This window comes from Methanosarcina siciliae T4/M (assembly GCF_000970085.1).
In the GTDB taxonomy this organism is placed as follows: domain Archaea; phylum Halobacteriota; class Methanosarcinia; order Methanosarcinales; family Methanosarcinaceae; genus Methanosarcina; species Methanosarcina siciliae.
In genome coordinates this window covers 3831626-3847148 of sequence record NZ_CP009506.1, presented here as the reverse complement: position 1 = coordinate 3847148, position 15523 = coordinate 3831626, and the positions used below count along the sequence as shown (strand labels likewise).

The window sequence follows — 15523 nt, the reverse complement described above, 5'->3', positions numbered from 1 at the left end:
GGAGAATAAGAATTCTTTCCAGCTACGGTCGGGTTTGGGGGTTCACTGGCTTCCGCTCCACGGGCTCCCCTCCGCCCCAGATACTCCCTGGTCTGGTGGTTTCCTGAAGAAAATTGTTATCACTAAATCTATAAAAATTAAGTGAGTAGTGTGAGTCTCACCAAATACTTGGACTGTAATTTAATTTGATTTCATTAACTTTCTCGGCAGGTAGGCCAAGGTTTTCGAACATTTCCCTGAATATTGTTCTGTACTCTTCTTCAGGGATTTCTTTTCCGGCGCTGCCTGCAGGCATCGCAATCTTTAGACGTATAAGTCCCGAACTGCTCACATAGATATTGTATTTATTGGAATTATGTATCCGGCTGATGGTAGTTTCGGGGATAACAAACCTTACGTACCCAATCTTTTTATTATTTCTATAAAATTTGTCCTCATATTTGTCTCCGTTCCACGTATCAGGTCCAGTGACAGTTTTTGTGCTGCTCTGGTTCAGGTAGGCATAGATTGCCGGGAAATCCACATTTTCATTTGTATCCAGACTCACAAACCCCTTCTGGTCTGATATCTCAGTCTTTAGCTTTTTAAGAAATTCCTCAGAATCAGTTTCGTTAAGTTCTAAACTCATTCCGAGCATTTTAAGCATCCAGGAATCGTCCGGAAACATGGAAGGCATCTGAGGTGTAATAGCGCCGGCGTCATTATGATGAGAATAATTATAGAGTGTTACAAGTGTCTGCTTATTTTCATCTTTTTTAAATTCGAGATACGTGTTTAAGTTGTAGTAAAGCTCGACTCTTGATGCCCTGTAGTCTATTTTAAACCTTTTCTCAAGCGATTCGACATTTCCGGGTTCTATTAAGTTTGCTTCATCCAGTCTGGTATGTGGTCCACTGAGGTCATATCCTGCTTTCTCTGCTTTTGTGACAACGGAATTGTAATCGATGGGTCCGATATCAACCATATCCCCATAATAAGAGGCTTGATCAGAACTACCAATTAACATAAAAAGCACAAATAGGCTCCCATAAAAGAGCACAATCAAACCTATACATATCAACAGCAAATATTTTAAAATTTTGGGGAGTTTATTCATCTGAGGAACCTCTGATATTATATTATTTAGCAGGATATACCCTTCTTAAAACCTGAAATATCAAAAAAAATTTCAAAATGCATTTACTCAAACATGGCTAAAATTAACCACTCCATGATGATATATCTTCTGAGAATCACTAAATAGTTTATTAATTATTATAATTCTTTATAAATATTCCACAATTCCAAATAGTCTGAATTTTTATACAATTATAGGACATAAAATCGATAATAAATATTCAATGCCGCGTCTGCCTCGATTATGTCTCCAACATGGGTGACATATCAACCAGCTCGGCCGGGAGCCCGGACAGCTCTTTACCGTTTCAAGACTCAATAATCAGTAGTGGTAGAGTCCAAAAAAGGCAAAACAAAAATCTTAATACTCTAATCATCAAAATGAAATATGTTGACAAAAGTCTGTGAAGTCCACAGATACTAAGTAGTTACTCTTTTTGTATAATATACTGTATCGATACTTAGACCCGATCTGAAAATTCAAAATGGAATGTTGCAAATGTTACTGCAGTCTATATTATCGAATGCTTGCTTCAGCTATGCATATTATATTTTAAAGTTACTGTAGATCGCAGATTTTCGGATAGGTTCTGGTCCAGACTGGTTATCATAGACGCTACTATTGATGTGCCATCATTAACACGCTTTTTATTTCATCTGCAGACTCTATTTTTTCCTTTTTTCAGTGGTCGCCCGATATCTGCTCACTTCGTAATCATGCGGACATGGAGGGAAGTTTTCAGAGAGTTTTGTGTACCTTGCCTTTTATCAGACACAGAGAGAACAACACTTCTCGGATAGGTTCTTAGTTGGTTCTCTCAAAAAACGACGTTAAAATTTGGATCTATATTTCAATTAAAGCCTTATAAAACTTTAAATTCTATTTAAATGGGTTTAAAATCCTCTTCTTACTATTTTAGTCCTATATCACTCTTTTTTAGTGTCCTTTTAGTGAGAAAAACTGTGATTTACGGTATTAGGAAAAGAAAATAGTCACAGGCATTCTATAAATAAAGAAATCTAAAAGATGATAGAAATTGTTAAATAACAATTAATATCATTTAGTAATGAATATCATATATGTTGGAACAAACCTGTTTTCACAGGTAATTTAGGTGGACGACAATGAAGCCCACAGAGAAAGCTGACATGAAATACACAAACCAGAGAGTCGAAATACTTGATTTCCTGCGCGAACACGACGGTCATCCCACTGTAGACGAAGTTTACGACGGAGTTAGAAAAAAACTGACACGCATAAGCAAGGCTACCGTGTATAAGAATCTCAAATTCCTTACGGAGAAAGGGTTACTGGAGGAGGTGAATGTAAAAGGGGTCTCAAGATTTGAAGCGAATTTCATTCCACATCACCATCTCATCTGCCGGGAATGCGGAAAGATGGAGGATTTTAATTCGGAACAATTGCTGGATTACTCGATGAAGATAGCTGAGGAAATAGATGGATTTACTATTGTTTCAACGAGTACTAACTTCTATGGTATCTGTAAAAAGTGTATGGAGCTAAAGGAGGAAACATAACTTAAGCAGAACGTCAAGGGGGAACAGTGTGTTATCCGGATGTACAATGGTATATCTTTCAGACGATCAAAGATAAAAATCGGGTGACACACAGCACTGTACTCCGAATTTGAATTGATGAGATTGAGTTCCATATTCTCACTGATGAAATTGAGCATGAAGATGATCTGCAAGCCGTGCCGGAAGACATTGACTTGCTTCAGCGCAAATATTGACGTGTACAACGGTTCATGGAGATTTGATATCTCTTAACCCCTGAACCTTGTTTGTTCTATTGTTATATGCAAAGTTATTGTGCCGGAAAGAGTCTTTTCCGGGTTGTAATGATTACCGAATATAAACAAAAAAACGAGGGATAACGGATGGTTGAGTTGCTTTTATTAAGCCGGCTTCAGTTTGCCATAACAGTTGCGTTCCATTTCCTTTTCGTTCCACTAACACTGGGGCTCGCATTCTTAGTGGCAGTCATGGAAACGGTATACTACAAAAACAAAGATGAAACCTGGCGAAGGATGGCAGATTTCTGGGGCAGGATATTCAAGATAAACTTCGCAATAGGTCTGGTAACGGGTCTTTCAATGACTTTCCAGTTCGGTACCAACTGGGGTGCCTATTCCGAATTCATGGGAGATGTCTTCGGACCGCCATTAGCGGTGGAAGCATTACTGGCTTTTTTCCTTGAAGGCACTTTCTTTGGCGCATGGGTATTCCTTGACCGCTCCCGTCAGAAACTGAAGGCATTTTCCATGTGGATGGTAGCTCTGGGTACCAACATATCTTCATTATGGATTATCACTGCTAACGGTTTTATGCAGAATCCAGTTGGCTATAAGATGGCTGCTGACGGGAGCAAGGTAATCATGACGGATTTCCTTGCTCTGGTTACAAACAGCTATGTGTGGTACATGCTGGTACATACCCTGCTTTCGGCATATCTTCTGACCGCATTCCTGATCATGGGAATCTGTGCATATCATTTCCTTAAAAGGAACAATAGTGAAGTGTTCAGGAAGTCTTTTGGAATAGCAGTTGCCATAGCTCTTGTCACCGCAGTCCTGCTTCCGGTTCTTGGTCACGGTTATGCACAATATGTTGCTGAACTTCAACCCGCTAAAGGAGCGGCAATGGACGCGATATGGGAAACGGGCTCCGGAGTACCCATGTATCTGATACAGGTGCCGGATTCAAGTACAGGTTCTAACAGTGTTCAGTTTCTGGGAATTCCGGGGCTTGCAAGTTTCCTGTATACGGGAAGTTTCAGCGGGACGATAACAGGACTCAACCAGTTAGCTCAGGATGAATTGCCGCCTGTAGGAATGGTATTCTGGAGCTTCAGGCTGATGACAATTCTCGGATCCCTGTTTATCATAGAGGCTCTTTTAGGCTTATATCTTCAAAAGTCAGGCAAGCTGTACACATCGGATAAGTATCTGAAGTTGCTCATGTGGTCGATTCCACTTCCATATGTTGCCATCACTGCCGGCTGGATTGTAGCCGAGGTAGGGAGACAGCCATGGATAGTATACGGGCTGCTAAAGACAGCTAATGGGATATCATCGGTTCCCATATCGGATGTGTTGTTAAGTGTTGTCCTTATCAGTACATTCTATCTGGTCCTTATAGTCTTTGAGATATACCTCATAAAGAAAACCGTAGTCAATGCTACAGGAGTTGAGTGAAAATGTTCGATTTCCTTACTCATGACATGCTTGCCGTTATCTGGTTTTTCCTGTGGTGTGTAATATGGGGAGTTTACTTCATTGCAGACTCCTTTTCCCTTGGAGCAGGGCTTTTGACACCCTTTATTGCCGAGGATAAAGCGCAGAGGGTCCAGATCCAGAGCTCTGTTGGGCCTTTCTGGGGCGGGAACGAGGTATGGCTCATCCTGGCTGCGGGAGGAACCTTTGCTGCATTTCCTCTGGTATTCTCGAAGATGTTTACTTTCCTCTATCTGCCTATGATTTTGCTGCTCATCGGTCTGATTGCAAGAGGCATTTCCGTGGAATATCTCCACAAGGATGATAATCCCCGGATACAGAAGGTCCTGATGTGGGGATGGTTCACCGGAAGCCTGCTTATCTCTCTGGTCCTGGGGGTTGCATTTGCGAACTTCTTCAAGGGGCTTGAAATCGTTTTGGGAGGATTTTATGTCGGTACACTTCTCGAACTTTTTGGCCCTTATGCATTGGTCGGTGGTGCCCTGTTCGTGCTTATGAATGTTACTTCTGGTGCACTCTGGATCAATGTCAAGACCGAAGGCGACGTAGCTGCAAAAGCAGGAGACTTGGCAAAAAAGAGTACTCTTCTTGTACTCGTACTTGCTCTTGTCTACCTGGCATACTCCTTTGCTGGCATAGAAGGTTTTACAAGCAACTATTCAGCCATGCCAGCTCTGTACTTATTGCCGGTTCTTGCGGTAGTAGCAGCTGTTTTTGCCGTGTTATTTGCAAAAAAAGACAAAGACTTCCCGGCTTTTTGCAGCAACCTCCTGGCTTTTCTCTTCATTGTGGAAAGCGGGCTTGCAAGTATCTATCCTTATATGCTCAAATCTTCCGTTTTTCCTGAGTACGGAATAGATATCTTTGAGGCGGCATCGAGCCATATGACTCTAGGCGTCATGTTGGGGGGTGCACTGGTCTTTGTGCCCATAGTTATTATCTACCAGCTGTGGGCGTATACCCTGTTCAGGGAAAAAATAACAGAAACAGAGCAGGTCGAATACTGATCTGTCTTCTTTCTTTTTTTCTTTCTTTTGTCATTTTAGACATGAAGCATAGACTTAATCATAAGAATCAAAAATCAGGTTGAGGGCAACCACCTCAGTATCTTTTTCTCATCCGGGGTTAAGCTTGAATAGTTTGTAAGAACTTTTTTCTTTCAGGTACCGACCACGGATATTTAGGTCCCTCAACGGTTTATATAAAAGAAGGAGGAAGCTTGAATGGCTGAGTACTGTACATATGAAAAATATGTATTAAAAAAGAAGCTTGAAACTCTAAAGAATAAAAGTGTGAAGAGCGCGGAATTGATTTCCCTTTATGTTCCTTCTGATAAACAGATTTCAGATGTTATAAAGCATTTGAAAGAAGAACATGAGCAGGCTTCGAACATAATATCCAAACTTGCCAGCAATAATGTACGGGAAGCCCTTGATTCTTTGCTGGCAAAGTTAAGATCTCTTAACAAAATTCCGGAAAACGGAATCGTTTATTTTGCAGGAGTTGTCGATACCGGAGCTAACAGGACAGGCATGGTAAATGAAGTTCTTATTCCTCCGGAACCTGTTGTACATTATATATATCACTGTGATTCTGTTTTTTATCTTGAGCCTATTGAGGAAATGCTCAGGGAGTGCGGTACTTATGGGCTCATACTTCTTGATTTAAGAGAAGCTAGTGTCGGAATGCTTGTAGGTAAGCAAATTGAAGCTATTAAGCATCTTCATTCTACGGTTCCTGGCAAACAAAGAAAAGGAGGGCAGAGTGCACATCGCTTTGAACAGCTCAGACGCATTGCTATTCATGATTTCTACAAGAGAATAGGGGGTGCTGCAAGTGAGGCATTCCTTGAATTAGAGCCTTCTGACCTTAAAGGCATTCTTATAGGAGGGCATTCCCCGACTAAAGAAGAATTTTATGAAGGCGAATTTCTACATTATGAGCTTCAGAAAAAGGTTCTTGGCCTGTTTGATACGGGGTATACGGATGAATCGGGTTTTTCTGAGTTAATAAATGAAGCAGAGGATACTCTCCAGGGTATTGACTTAATTAAGCAAAAGAAAGACATGGACATATTTTTTAAAGAAATCGCTACCGAATCCGGTAAAGTATCTTATGGAGAGGACAATGTAAGGGCAAATCTTGAGATAAAGGCGGTTGATGTGCTTTTACTTTCTGAAGAGTTGCGGGCTGAAAGAGTATCTCTCATGTGCAGGGTTTGCGGATATGAGAATAGACGGACAAGAATATGGAAAACAGGTGAAGCTGTTCCTACGATTGGAAATTGTCCTGAATGCGGTTCTGCACTTGAAGTTACGGATCTTATTGATATCGTGGGGGAATTTTCAGAACTCGCAGATAAAGGCAATGCAAGGATTGCTTTTATATCAACAGATTTCGACGAAGGGTCTCAATTTATGATAGCTTTTGGCGGAATTGCTGCAATCCTTAGATATAGTACAGGGATGTAGTTTAGTTCATGGGTTTCATAGTTAGTGAATTTACATAAATTATCCAAAATTACATAAATTATCCAAAATTTGATACTGTCAACTAACGAGAAGGTAATTTATGAGTTTGATTTTTGCTGTAGTCGAAAATTACGTTTTTTTTTAAAAAAGATAAAAAAGTACCGTGTCTTTTAGACACGGAATCTTAACCTTCAATTTTTTTGCCTTTATTTAGGTGGCCAGTTCTTTTCCATCCAGCCTGGGATACGGCCGGAGTCCATTGGTCCTACCTTTACATTTGCACCGAGCTTGTCCTCAAGGTCTCCCTGTAGACGGGCCGCAAGACCCGGAGTAACTACGGTGTTGTGGTTTACGGCTGTCTTAAGGTCGAACCCTGCCTTGTCAAAGGCTTCCTTCACCTTGTCAGCGGTCAGCTGTCCGCCTGCAACTGCAGCTTCCACCCCTATCCCGTCTGTGTCAACTGCAAGTAACCAGCAGTCGATTCCGTTGGACGATATATCGCTCTCCACAGTATAGTATGTGAGTGCGAAGTTTGTGGTAAAGAGTACCGGGGAATCCGCTGTCGGGCTTCCTACCTTGTACATTCCTCCGTCCACGGATACCGGGGTCCTCGGGTCCGTGTAGATGGTCTCTGCCAGGTGAACCTCAGGCAGGGTGGAATAAGGCTCCATGCTGTGGAGGATCATTATGTCTCCGTACCTTATAGTAAAGACCGAAGCCATTACGGTTTCCCAGTATGAGGCGCTGACCGGGTCGGAAATTCCAGCCATCCATGCAGTGAAGGGGAGAGCAATAATCGGGTATGCGATCTCCGTGTCGCCCATAATTCCCGCTCTCCTTATCTTCAGGAAGTTGGTGAATGTTTCCTTCAGGCCCTTTCCTGTGGGGTATGTTCCCGGGTCAAGGACAATATCCTTAATTCCTGCCTCTGCAAATGTCTTTGCAAGGGTCTTGAGGGCATCAAGGTCATTGAAAGCTGACACAACCACAGGCACCTTGTATTCAAGGGCGAGTTCTCCTACTTCCTTCCAGTTATCCTTGTTTGCAGCATAAAGCAGCGGGTTCAGGTCCTTTGCCACTTCGAGTCCTGCCTTCAGGACCTCAGGGTTGAAGGAACAGAATATCATGGGCAATCCTGCTTCAGCTACCTTCTTTACAGCTGCCGCAAACTTTGCCGGGTCGTTGGAAACGGCTCTGATGGCCACCCCATCGAGGAGCAGGTTTCGGCCTACATAGAACTTTCTGAAGTTGGCGATGCTGTTCACTCTCTCAACAATGGCAGCTTCATCCATGTTGTCTGCCACATCGAAGAACATCTTCGTCTTGTTGAAGAATGTGAGTTTGTGGCGGTACAGGACATCGTCCCCCCCAATGTTAACTGCTTTCTCGCCTACTCCTATGGTTACCTGGCGAATTTCCGGTGCAAGTAGCCTGTCGAGTTCTGCAAGTTTCTTTGCAAATTTCTTCTCCTTAATAAGAGGTGGACAGTCTGATGTCTTGCCTGACCTGTCAATCAGCTTGGAGGCAAAAGCCATACATGTAGCTTCCCCACACTCTCCACAGTTTGTCTGGGGCAAGTATTTGTAAGCTTCTAACGGGCTGTTTATTTTCATGTTTTACACCTCCGCTCCTATCCAGTTTGCAATGTCAACCTGCTCTGTGTCGATCATACCGAAGAGTGTCTGTGTGATCTGTTTCAGGACAGCAACCGATGTTGGGTGCATCATCATGAACAGGTCGTTTCCTGCAATTGCAAGGGACAGTCCTGTAACGATTTCCCATATCGGACCTCTGTACTCTCTCGGTCCCCAGTCAGAGTCTTCCTTAAGTGGGGAACTAACCATCCATGACTCACGGGCACCCCATGCATTTGTGGTCCCTGAAGACATCAGGAATGTAAGTTCGTCATCACCCATGAGGGCTGCAAGTCTGATACGCTCCATGTTGGTGTAAGCGTAGTCGAGACCGTATCCCAGGGCTGCAGTGGTGGGGTCCATGATGATTCTGTCTCTTGGGACGTTGCACTGCTTCATGAGTTTCCTGTTTAGTTCCTTCTGCGCGTTCATGTCCAGCTGTGTCCAGGAAAGCACGTCGTGATCGTATTTTAGTGCTGCCTCTGCGATTGCTGCATAGTCTAGGTTCAGGCTGGCCGATGCAAGCAGGCAGCGCTCGCCTTCCGAAACTTCTGCTGCTCTTGTGAGCACTTCCGGGTCCTTCTGTGGGTTCCCTGATCCGCCTATGGCAATTGGCACATCAACAGCCTGGAGCACTTCTTCTACAGTCTTGGCTGCTTCTTTTGCAGGAGTGTCTTTGATTAGCGGGTCTGTTGAAATCAGGTGGATGGTGATCATGTCAGCGTTGAATTTCTCAACGTTCTTCTTTGCCCATTCTCCCGGGCTGTCCATGACTTCATCATAGTTCTGCTTGACAGCTTTTGCAAGGCCGATCCTCATGTCGAACACGTCAATAGTGACCTGGTTCCTGTTCGGCATCGGTGCGTCGAAGTAGAACGGAAGGGCTTTCTCTCCGCCCAGCATCACTCTCTTTCCACGGCTTCCGCCGTCTGCCGAGGTGTTGCCTATTGGTACTTCCTGGATCTCGGTTGCCCATTCAGCGATGTTAGCAACATCGAACTTTGCAGGGATAAGATCTTTGAGTTTGGGGGCTGCAAGAGCTGGGGCAACTGCCGGAGCTGCTGGTGCGCCAATGCCCACCGGATATCCGAACATGCCTGCGATTCTTGCGAAGTGTTGGGCAAGTACTGCGCTCTCCTGCCCAAGAGCTGCGGCAAGCATCGGGTCAAAGCCGCCTCCGAGTCCACCGAGATCAATCTCAATGTCCCCTTCAATAGTCACACCTTCGAGGGCTTCTACATCCATCCCCGCGAACATGTTTGTTATATCAGATAACTTCATTTTCTTTGCCATGTAAACCTCACCGTTTCCGTAATTTATCCGTTTTTTGAACATTTAATGAGTGACTTTTTTATCCAAGAACTTTAACTGTTATACAATAATTTTTGAACGAAGCGGAGTGCTGCATTATTCTTTTAGACCAAAATGACTTCTTAACCCATGAACAACTGTTTTTTTGAACAACTTTGAAGTGTCTGAACTTCCGAGATTATCTTCTCCCAAGTAGGTTTGAAAGATTAGCAAGGTGAGTCGCTATCTGTGAACTTTCCTGTCCAATAACTGCACCCAATTGGGGATTAACTCCATCCGATTCCAGATTAATCTCTATTTCTCCCTCTATGCTTATCCCTTCGAGGGTCTCTACATTCAGACCTCCAGTCATTTTTCCCAGATCTGATACTTTTATTTTTGTGGTCATTCTGCTCACACTCCAGGTAAGTAAATTACTAAATCTCGGAGATCAGAATCCCAGCTTCTTTGCAATTTTTTCGATTTCAAGTACTGCAACCGAATCATCTGGAAGTTCGGTTAGTGGGACCCCTCCTATATCGAATTCCTCTATTTTCGAGTCAAGGGGAATCGTGCCTAGAAGGCTGAGTTTCAGGTCTCCTGCAAGTTCTTCAATCTTATTGCGGTTATTATCTGTAACTTTGTTTGCAATAACGTGAATGTTTCCTACATTTGAATCCAGTTCACTCACCAGTTCTCTGATCCTTTCGGCAGTCCGAAATCCCCTTCGTGAAGCGTCAGTTACTACAATAAGGTCATCTATGTCCCGGATAATCTTGCGGCTGAAATGCTCAAGCCCCGCTTCTGCGTCAATTACAACCACATCATAGTTTGTGATCAGTTTGTCCATTATCCCGCGGAGGAGGTTGTTCACATAACAGTAGCAGCCTGACCCTTCGGGTCTTCCCATTACAAGGAGGTCGTATCCCGGCATCTCTTCAATTATCTCATAGACCTTGCTTTTAAGTATTGACTCTTTGTTCATATCGGGGTTATCAGGCCTGGGATTCGTAATTTCTACCTGCAGGAACTCTTTTGCATCCCCGATTGTTTTTACGTTCTCACATCCAAGGGTTTCAGGAAGGTTAGTATCCGCATCCGCATCAACTGCCAGTAGAAACTTCCCTTTTTTGGAAAGGTAGCGGATCAGAAGAGCCGCTACCGCTGTTTTACCAGTCCCGCCTTTTCCCGTTATTGCAATTACTTTAGTCACAGCATACCCCTTTGTATTGTTTTTCGGTTTTAAGCAATTGCCTTTCGGTTTTAGGCAATCGCCTGTCGTCACTCAGTTATTTCTTTTCCTTCTTCTCGCTGATGATCATCCTGTCAATGGTGATCTTTGCGTTCTTGAAGGTCAGCTTTATTCCGCCGCTTGAACCGCCTGACATCATTGGCATTGCAGGCATCTGGAACCCGGCTGCTGGCATCATCATCGGAGCTGCTGCAACTGCTACTTCCTCTTCTTCTTCCTCTTCTTCCTCTTCTTCTTCCTCTGCTGCCCAGTTGGCAACTACCGGGTGTTCCTTCTCCTGGAGGAAGGCTTTCAGGGATTCAATATCAGTTGCATCGTTTTCTGTTGCAATCTTGTCTTTGAGGTCAGCAGGGATTGCTTCATCAACCTTCTCCTTCAGCATTGCGGGGAGCCATACAACTCTGTTCCAGCCCCCGTCAGCCTGGATGAACTTCGGGGAGTAGAAATAGTTGATCCCAATACCGAGGAAACCTACGATCTGCTTCCCACCGCCGGTCTGACCTGCCATGGTTGAGAATCCGATCCCGTTCGGTGCCATTCCCTGGTATTCCCTGTTAACCCAGCCTATACCGTCTACTTCGGGGATATAGAACCCTACTACTTCAAAACAGCCACAGGAGGTATGTGGGTATTCGAAGAAGGAGTGGAGGTTGATTTTATCATATTCGCCGCTGGAGAGTTTCTTTGCAATCTCGTTGATCCCGGAGTATTCTCCCTTCTCGGCGTCAATAAGGTCGCCCTTTGCGATTTCAAACTGTGGACCTTCGGGGTCTACTTTTGCTGCTGCTCGGCCGTCGAACCAGTTGATAGCACCACAGAGTGAGATCCTGTCTGGGGAAACCACACAGACATTGGTCGGAGCAAAGGACTGACAGAGAGTGCAGCCATAGAAGACATCCACATCTTCGTCGTGGAGGTCCTTGGTCCTTGCGTCTCTTGCCTTGAAGATTTCCTTTGCTTCTTCCATCTGCTTTTCAACTTCAGCCTTGTCGGTGTAGAATGTCACCTGCATCTTCTCGATAAAGGGCAGTTCTGTCTTGAAGAGCATCATGACGGCCTGTCCGAAGGGCTCGAAAGAGTCCATCTTTGAAGCTGTGTCCTTGGAAACTCTCATCCAGACATCGTACCTCTGGTTCAGGTGCATGATACCCTGGCAGTAGTTGATGAAGTCGTGGACACGCCTTTCGACCACAGACTCAAGGTCAGGCTCTACGAGTTCTCCACCTATGTGAAAGATCATTGCCCATGGGTAGGTCTTACCTTCTTCCATTTCTTTGAGGTCTGGACCGATAATTGTTACTTTGTCGTCTTCAATCTCATCCATGGGTTTTGCGCGAACAAGTTCGAGACCAAGGGACTTTGGGCCCCCAAGTTCGACGAACATTCCATCTTTTCTTACTCTTTCTCCTTCAAACATCGGGGAAATCTCAAATGGGAATTCTGCCATAATATTTCGCCTCCTAAATTAAAATTATAAAAAGTCAATTAGCTCGTCCAGGGCAGCGTAGTGGTCTGCTTTGCTAAGGTTTCCGAAAGACATTGTTGCGTTCTGGATGTAGCCTCTTTCAATTGCAATTGATTTTAAGTTGCTGAAGTTCTTTGCTGCGGACAGTACCTGGTTGATGTAGAATTTCTTGAATCCCAGGACTATGACAGTGTCATAGTTTCCATTACCATCAAGACCGGGCCATTTGGGGTCAGTGAGGTAGAAGCCGAGCATGTGGGCGTTGATGTATGTTGCATCCACGTCTTTATCAGCAAGGCTTGCCAGAGAACTCCCAGTTGCAGCGATCGGGATGTTTGCAGTCTTTGAAATTTTTACCACACGGTCAATGAGTTCCGGATCAAGGGTCAGGGTCCCCACCATAAGGAGTGGCCTCTTTGCTTTTGAGATCAGCTTTGAAGCCATTTCAGGCGTAACAGTTCTTGAGGTACCCACTCCATAGCTGGTAAATAGCTTTGTATTCTTGGCAGTATCAACCATTTTCAGGCCTCCTTGCAAAGTCTCTTAAGGTTGGTGGGCTGTGCCGAGACGTCGAATTTGATCTTCGGGCCGGAGATAATCTTCTTCTTCTTCCAGTCAATTTCCCATCCGTGTTTGGCCTCGAGCTCCTTGAGAAGCGCTTCACGCTTGGCAAGCGGTAGGTCAGCCTCATTCCTGACGAACTTCCACCACTCATCCGGATCTGCTCCAATGTACTTCTTGTGAAGCTCCATCCAGTGGGTCAGTTTAATGGACCTTCCCATGCTGTTGTCAGATGGACGGATGCAGGCTTTTGCCATCATCGGGATTGCTTCCTGCCAGGTCTCTGCGGTGGTCAGGAGGAATTCGGGAGCCGGTGGGATTGGCATCTCTTCGCCGTTTCTGGCGTCGTAGACTTTCCACTTGTCTTCTTCATAGGTCTTGGCAATCAGGGCTCTCCTGTACTTGGAACTGTGCGGGCCGAGTACTGCAGGGATACCCAGGATGTTACAGCCGGTACCGATAGGGAAGCCTTCTGGGAGAATGCACCCCAGGCAAGTCCGCAGGCACCTACACGGTTCAGGATGTAGTCTGAGATTTCTGCGAGATTGCCTTCAAGAGTCCTCTGGGCAAAGATAGACGCAACTTTCTCGGCTGCACCGGTGATGTGAGCGTTTGAAACGCAGGACCCGATGTTGGCAAGTCCACCGCATTCGAATCCGCCGGGGAACCTCTCATAAAGGGTCTTGCCGTCGTCGTCCTTGAACATACCAATGTCCATTGCTCCGCAGCCCGTGGTAACCACAATGAAGTTTCTCTTCAGGAATTCTTCTGCGATATAGTAGACGTCCTTTGTGCCTTCTGCATAGTTCGGGCATCCGATGATTGCAATAATACCGGGCGTGGTACCCATGACAAGATTCAGGCCTTCTGCACGGATTTCAGCATCAGAAACCTGTCCTCTGCCGGCTCTCATCCAGCCTTTCTCTTCTGCAATCTGCTTCTGGGCAACCTTTTCTATTATGTTGAGGATCGGGATCTCTTTCTTACATACCTGCTCGCAGCGGCGGCATCCGATACAGACATCGTGGAGTTCCCCAAGATATGATAGGTCTCCTTCCTTTGCAAATCCCATGGCTTCCGGGATGTCAAGTTCTTCCGGACAGGCCAGCAGGCAGGCTCCGCAGTCTGCACATTTTGCGACCCAGTCTGCGAATTCCTCGTCAGTGGGAATTGCAGTAATGCCTTCTGCATCACGGATCGGGCCCATTTCCATAGTAAGCCTGATACAGAGTTCACCGAGTTTGTCGTAGTCCAGCATCACACAACCCGGAATTGCTCCTGACTTGAGTTCCTCAATGACATCATCGACATTGGCATCGGTCCTGTTCGGAAGTCCGTACATGATCTTTGCATTGGAAGCGATGACCGGAATCTTAAGTTTCTGGGCTTCAGGTACAATATCACCGCGGACGCACTGTTCATCCACAACAATGACATCAGGCATTCCGGAGCGAATGACTTTCAGTTCCTTGGACATGGAACCGATGACCTTGGCATATGGGGGTCTCCTGTCAGCTTCCTTGTACCTTGAAAGGTCTATTGCGGTACAGCAGAGCCCGGCAATTTCCATCTTGTCGGTCAGTTCATGTTCTTCCATGTAATCCATCATGTAGGTGACACCGCCTACATTATGCCCGATCACACACAGGAAAGGCTTGGACTTGTCAATTGTCCCCATCCCGATTTCTATCAGAGGAGCCTCTGGATCAGCTTTCGGGAAGTCGTATGCTGCAACCTGCACAACATCGGAAATTTCCATACCTACGTGGTCCAGGCTACCACTGAAGAGAGCTTTAGAATCATAGTCGATCTCTGCGGATTCCTGGCCTGCATGGATGGTTGCAAGCAGCTGGGTCAGCTGTTCTTCTACGAACTCCATGGCTGGTTTTATTTCACCGAGGTTCTTGGGACTGAGTCCTGTGCTGATTGTGATATTCGGAGTAAGCACATTTGACTGCCCGAGGTTGAGGGGTAAGTCTTCTCCGAAGGTTTCAATCAGGTGGTCAAGCAGGTGGCGGCCGTGGGCAGCGTGGCAGGCAGTACCTGTAATCACACGGAGGAAGAATTCTCTTCCATTGTGGCCCAGCATGTCAATACCACAAGCACCTCTCTTGTTCCCTGAGAGATCACAGGGGCCGTAGGTACAGTAGCAGCACTGGTCACACATCGGGGTAATGACAGGCTCGTAGCGGTCAAGCAGTTTGAAGTTCCAGTCATCCCTGTAAGACTCGAGTCCTGGGAAAAGTGTGGGACCTGCTTTCTCGAGCTCCTTTGCTTTTTCTTCAGCAGCCTCCTTTGCTGCCCCTACAATGTTATTAATAGTGATCTGAACGGATTCAAGATCTTCTATTGAAAAACTCCCAGTAGTTAATTTGCTCATTTTAGCTTTACCTCCTAAATGCGCTTAAAGTCATTTTATCCAACGATTCTTGAAAGTTCCAGCTATTTAAATGACTTTTTTTAGAGATCGTTTTTTA

Annotated in this window: 11 protein-coding genes and 1 pseudogene; 4 read left to right on the top strand and 8 right to left on the bottom strand. The window is 45.2% G+C overall.

The annotated features are described in order from the left end of the window. Positions 1 to 157: 157 nt before the first annotated feature. Positions 158 to 964, bottom strand: coding sequence for a hypothetical protein (locus tag MSSIT_RS16100; protein ID WP_082089044.1), 807 nt, complete (start codon positions 962 to 964; stop codon positions 158 to 160). Positions 965 to 2241: 1277 nt separating this feature from the next. Between MSSIT_RS16100 and MSSIT_RS16095 the strand changes: the two genes are divergently transcribed. The 4 genes from MSSIT_RS16095 to prf1 all read left to right on the top strand — a co-directional run bounded on the left by MSSIT_RS16095 (position 2242) and on the right by prf1 (position 6844). Then, positions 2242 to 2655, top strand: coding sequence for a Fur family transcriptional regulator (locus tag MSSIT_RS16095; RefSeq protein WP_048173564.1), 414 nt, complete (start codon positions 2242 to 2244; stop codon positions 2653 to 2655). Between the two features lie 362 nt (positions 2656 to 3017). Beyond that, positions 3018 to 4334 (top strand): cytochrome ubiquinol oxidase subunit I, encoded by a 1317-nt coding sequence (locus MSSIT_RS16090; RefSeq protein ID WP_048173563.1) that lies wholly within the window; start codon positions 3018 to 3020, stop codon positions 4332 to 4334. Positions 4335 to 4336: 2 nt separating this feature from the next. Next, positions 4337 to 5380, top strand: coding sequence for a cytochrome d ubiquinol oxidase subunit II (cydB, locus tag MSSIT_RS16085; RefSeq protein ID WP_048173562.1), 1044 nt, complete (start codon positions 4337 to 4339; stop codon positions 5378 to 5380). A gap of 216 nt (positions 5381 to 5596) precedes the next feature. Further along, entirely contained in the window at positions 5597 to 6844 is a 1248-nt protein-coding gene (gene prf1 / locus MSSIT_RS16080; RefSeq protein ID WP_048173561.1) for a peptide chain release factor aRF-1, read from the top strand. Between the two features lie 206 nt (positions 6845 to 7050). On the opposite strand, the gene acsC is transcribed toward prf1, so the two are convergent. From acsC to cdhA, 7 genes and pseudogenes are all read right to left on the bottom strand, one after another. Continuing rightward, positions 7051 to 8457: an acetyl-CoA decarbonylase/synthase complex subunit gamma gene (gene acsC / locus MSSIT_RS16075; RefSeq protein WP_048173560.1), complete on the bottom strand. Its 1407-nt coding sequence runs from the start codon at positions 8455 to 8457 to the stop codon at positions 7051 to 7053. A gap of 3 nt (positions 8458 to 8460) precedes the next feature. Next, positions 8461 to 9771, bottom strand: a complete 1311-nt coding sequence (gene cdhD / locus MSSIT_RS16070; protein WP_048174969.1) for a CO dehydrogenase/acetyl-CoA synthase subunit delta — start codon at positions 9769 to 9771, stop codon at positions 8461 to 8463. 196 nt (positions 9772 to 9967) lie between these two features. Further along, positions 9968 to 10177, bottom strand: coding sequence for a hypothetical protein (locus MSSIT_RS16065; RefSeq protein WP_048173559.1), 210 nt, complete (start codon positions 10175 to 10177; stop codon positions 9968 to 9970). 42 nt (positions 10178 to 10219) lie between these two features. After that, positions 10220 to 10981 carry an ATP-binding protein gene (locus tag MSSIT_RS16060; protein WP_048173558.1) on the bottom strand — a complete coding sequence of 254 codons (762 nt, stop codon included), beginning with the start codon at positions 10979 to 10981 and terminating at the stop codon, positions 10220 to 10222. 76 nt (positions 10982 to 11057) lie between these two features. Beyond that, a complete protein-coding gene (gene cdhC / locus MSSIT_RS16055) occupies positions 11058 to 12467 on the bottom strand; it encodes a CO dehydrogenase/CO-methylating acetyl-CoA synthase complex subunit beta (protein WP_048173557.1) in 1410 nt (469 codons plus the stop codon). A gap of 24 nt (positions 12468 to 12491) precedes the next feature. Then, positions 12492 to 13004 carry a CO dehydrogenase/acetyl-CoA synthase complex subunit epsilon gene (cdhB, locus tag MSSIT_RS16050; RefSeq protein WP_048173556.1) on the bottom strand — a complete coding sequence of 171 codons (513 nt, stop codon included), beginning with the start codon at positions 13002 to 13004 and terminating at the stop codon, positions 12492 to 12494. Positions 13005 to 13006: 2 nt separating this feature from the next. After that, positions 13007 to 15426, bottom strand: a pseudogene (gene cdhA / locus MSSIT_RS16045) (CO dehydrogenase/acetyl-CoA synthase complex subunit alpha). Positions 15427 to 15523 lie beyond the last annotated feature (97 nt).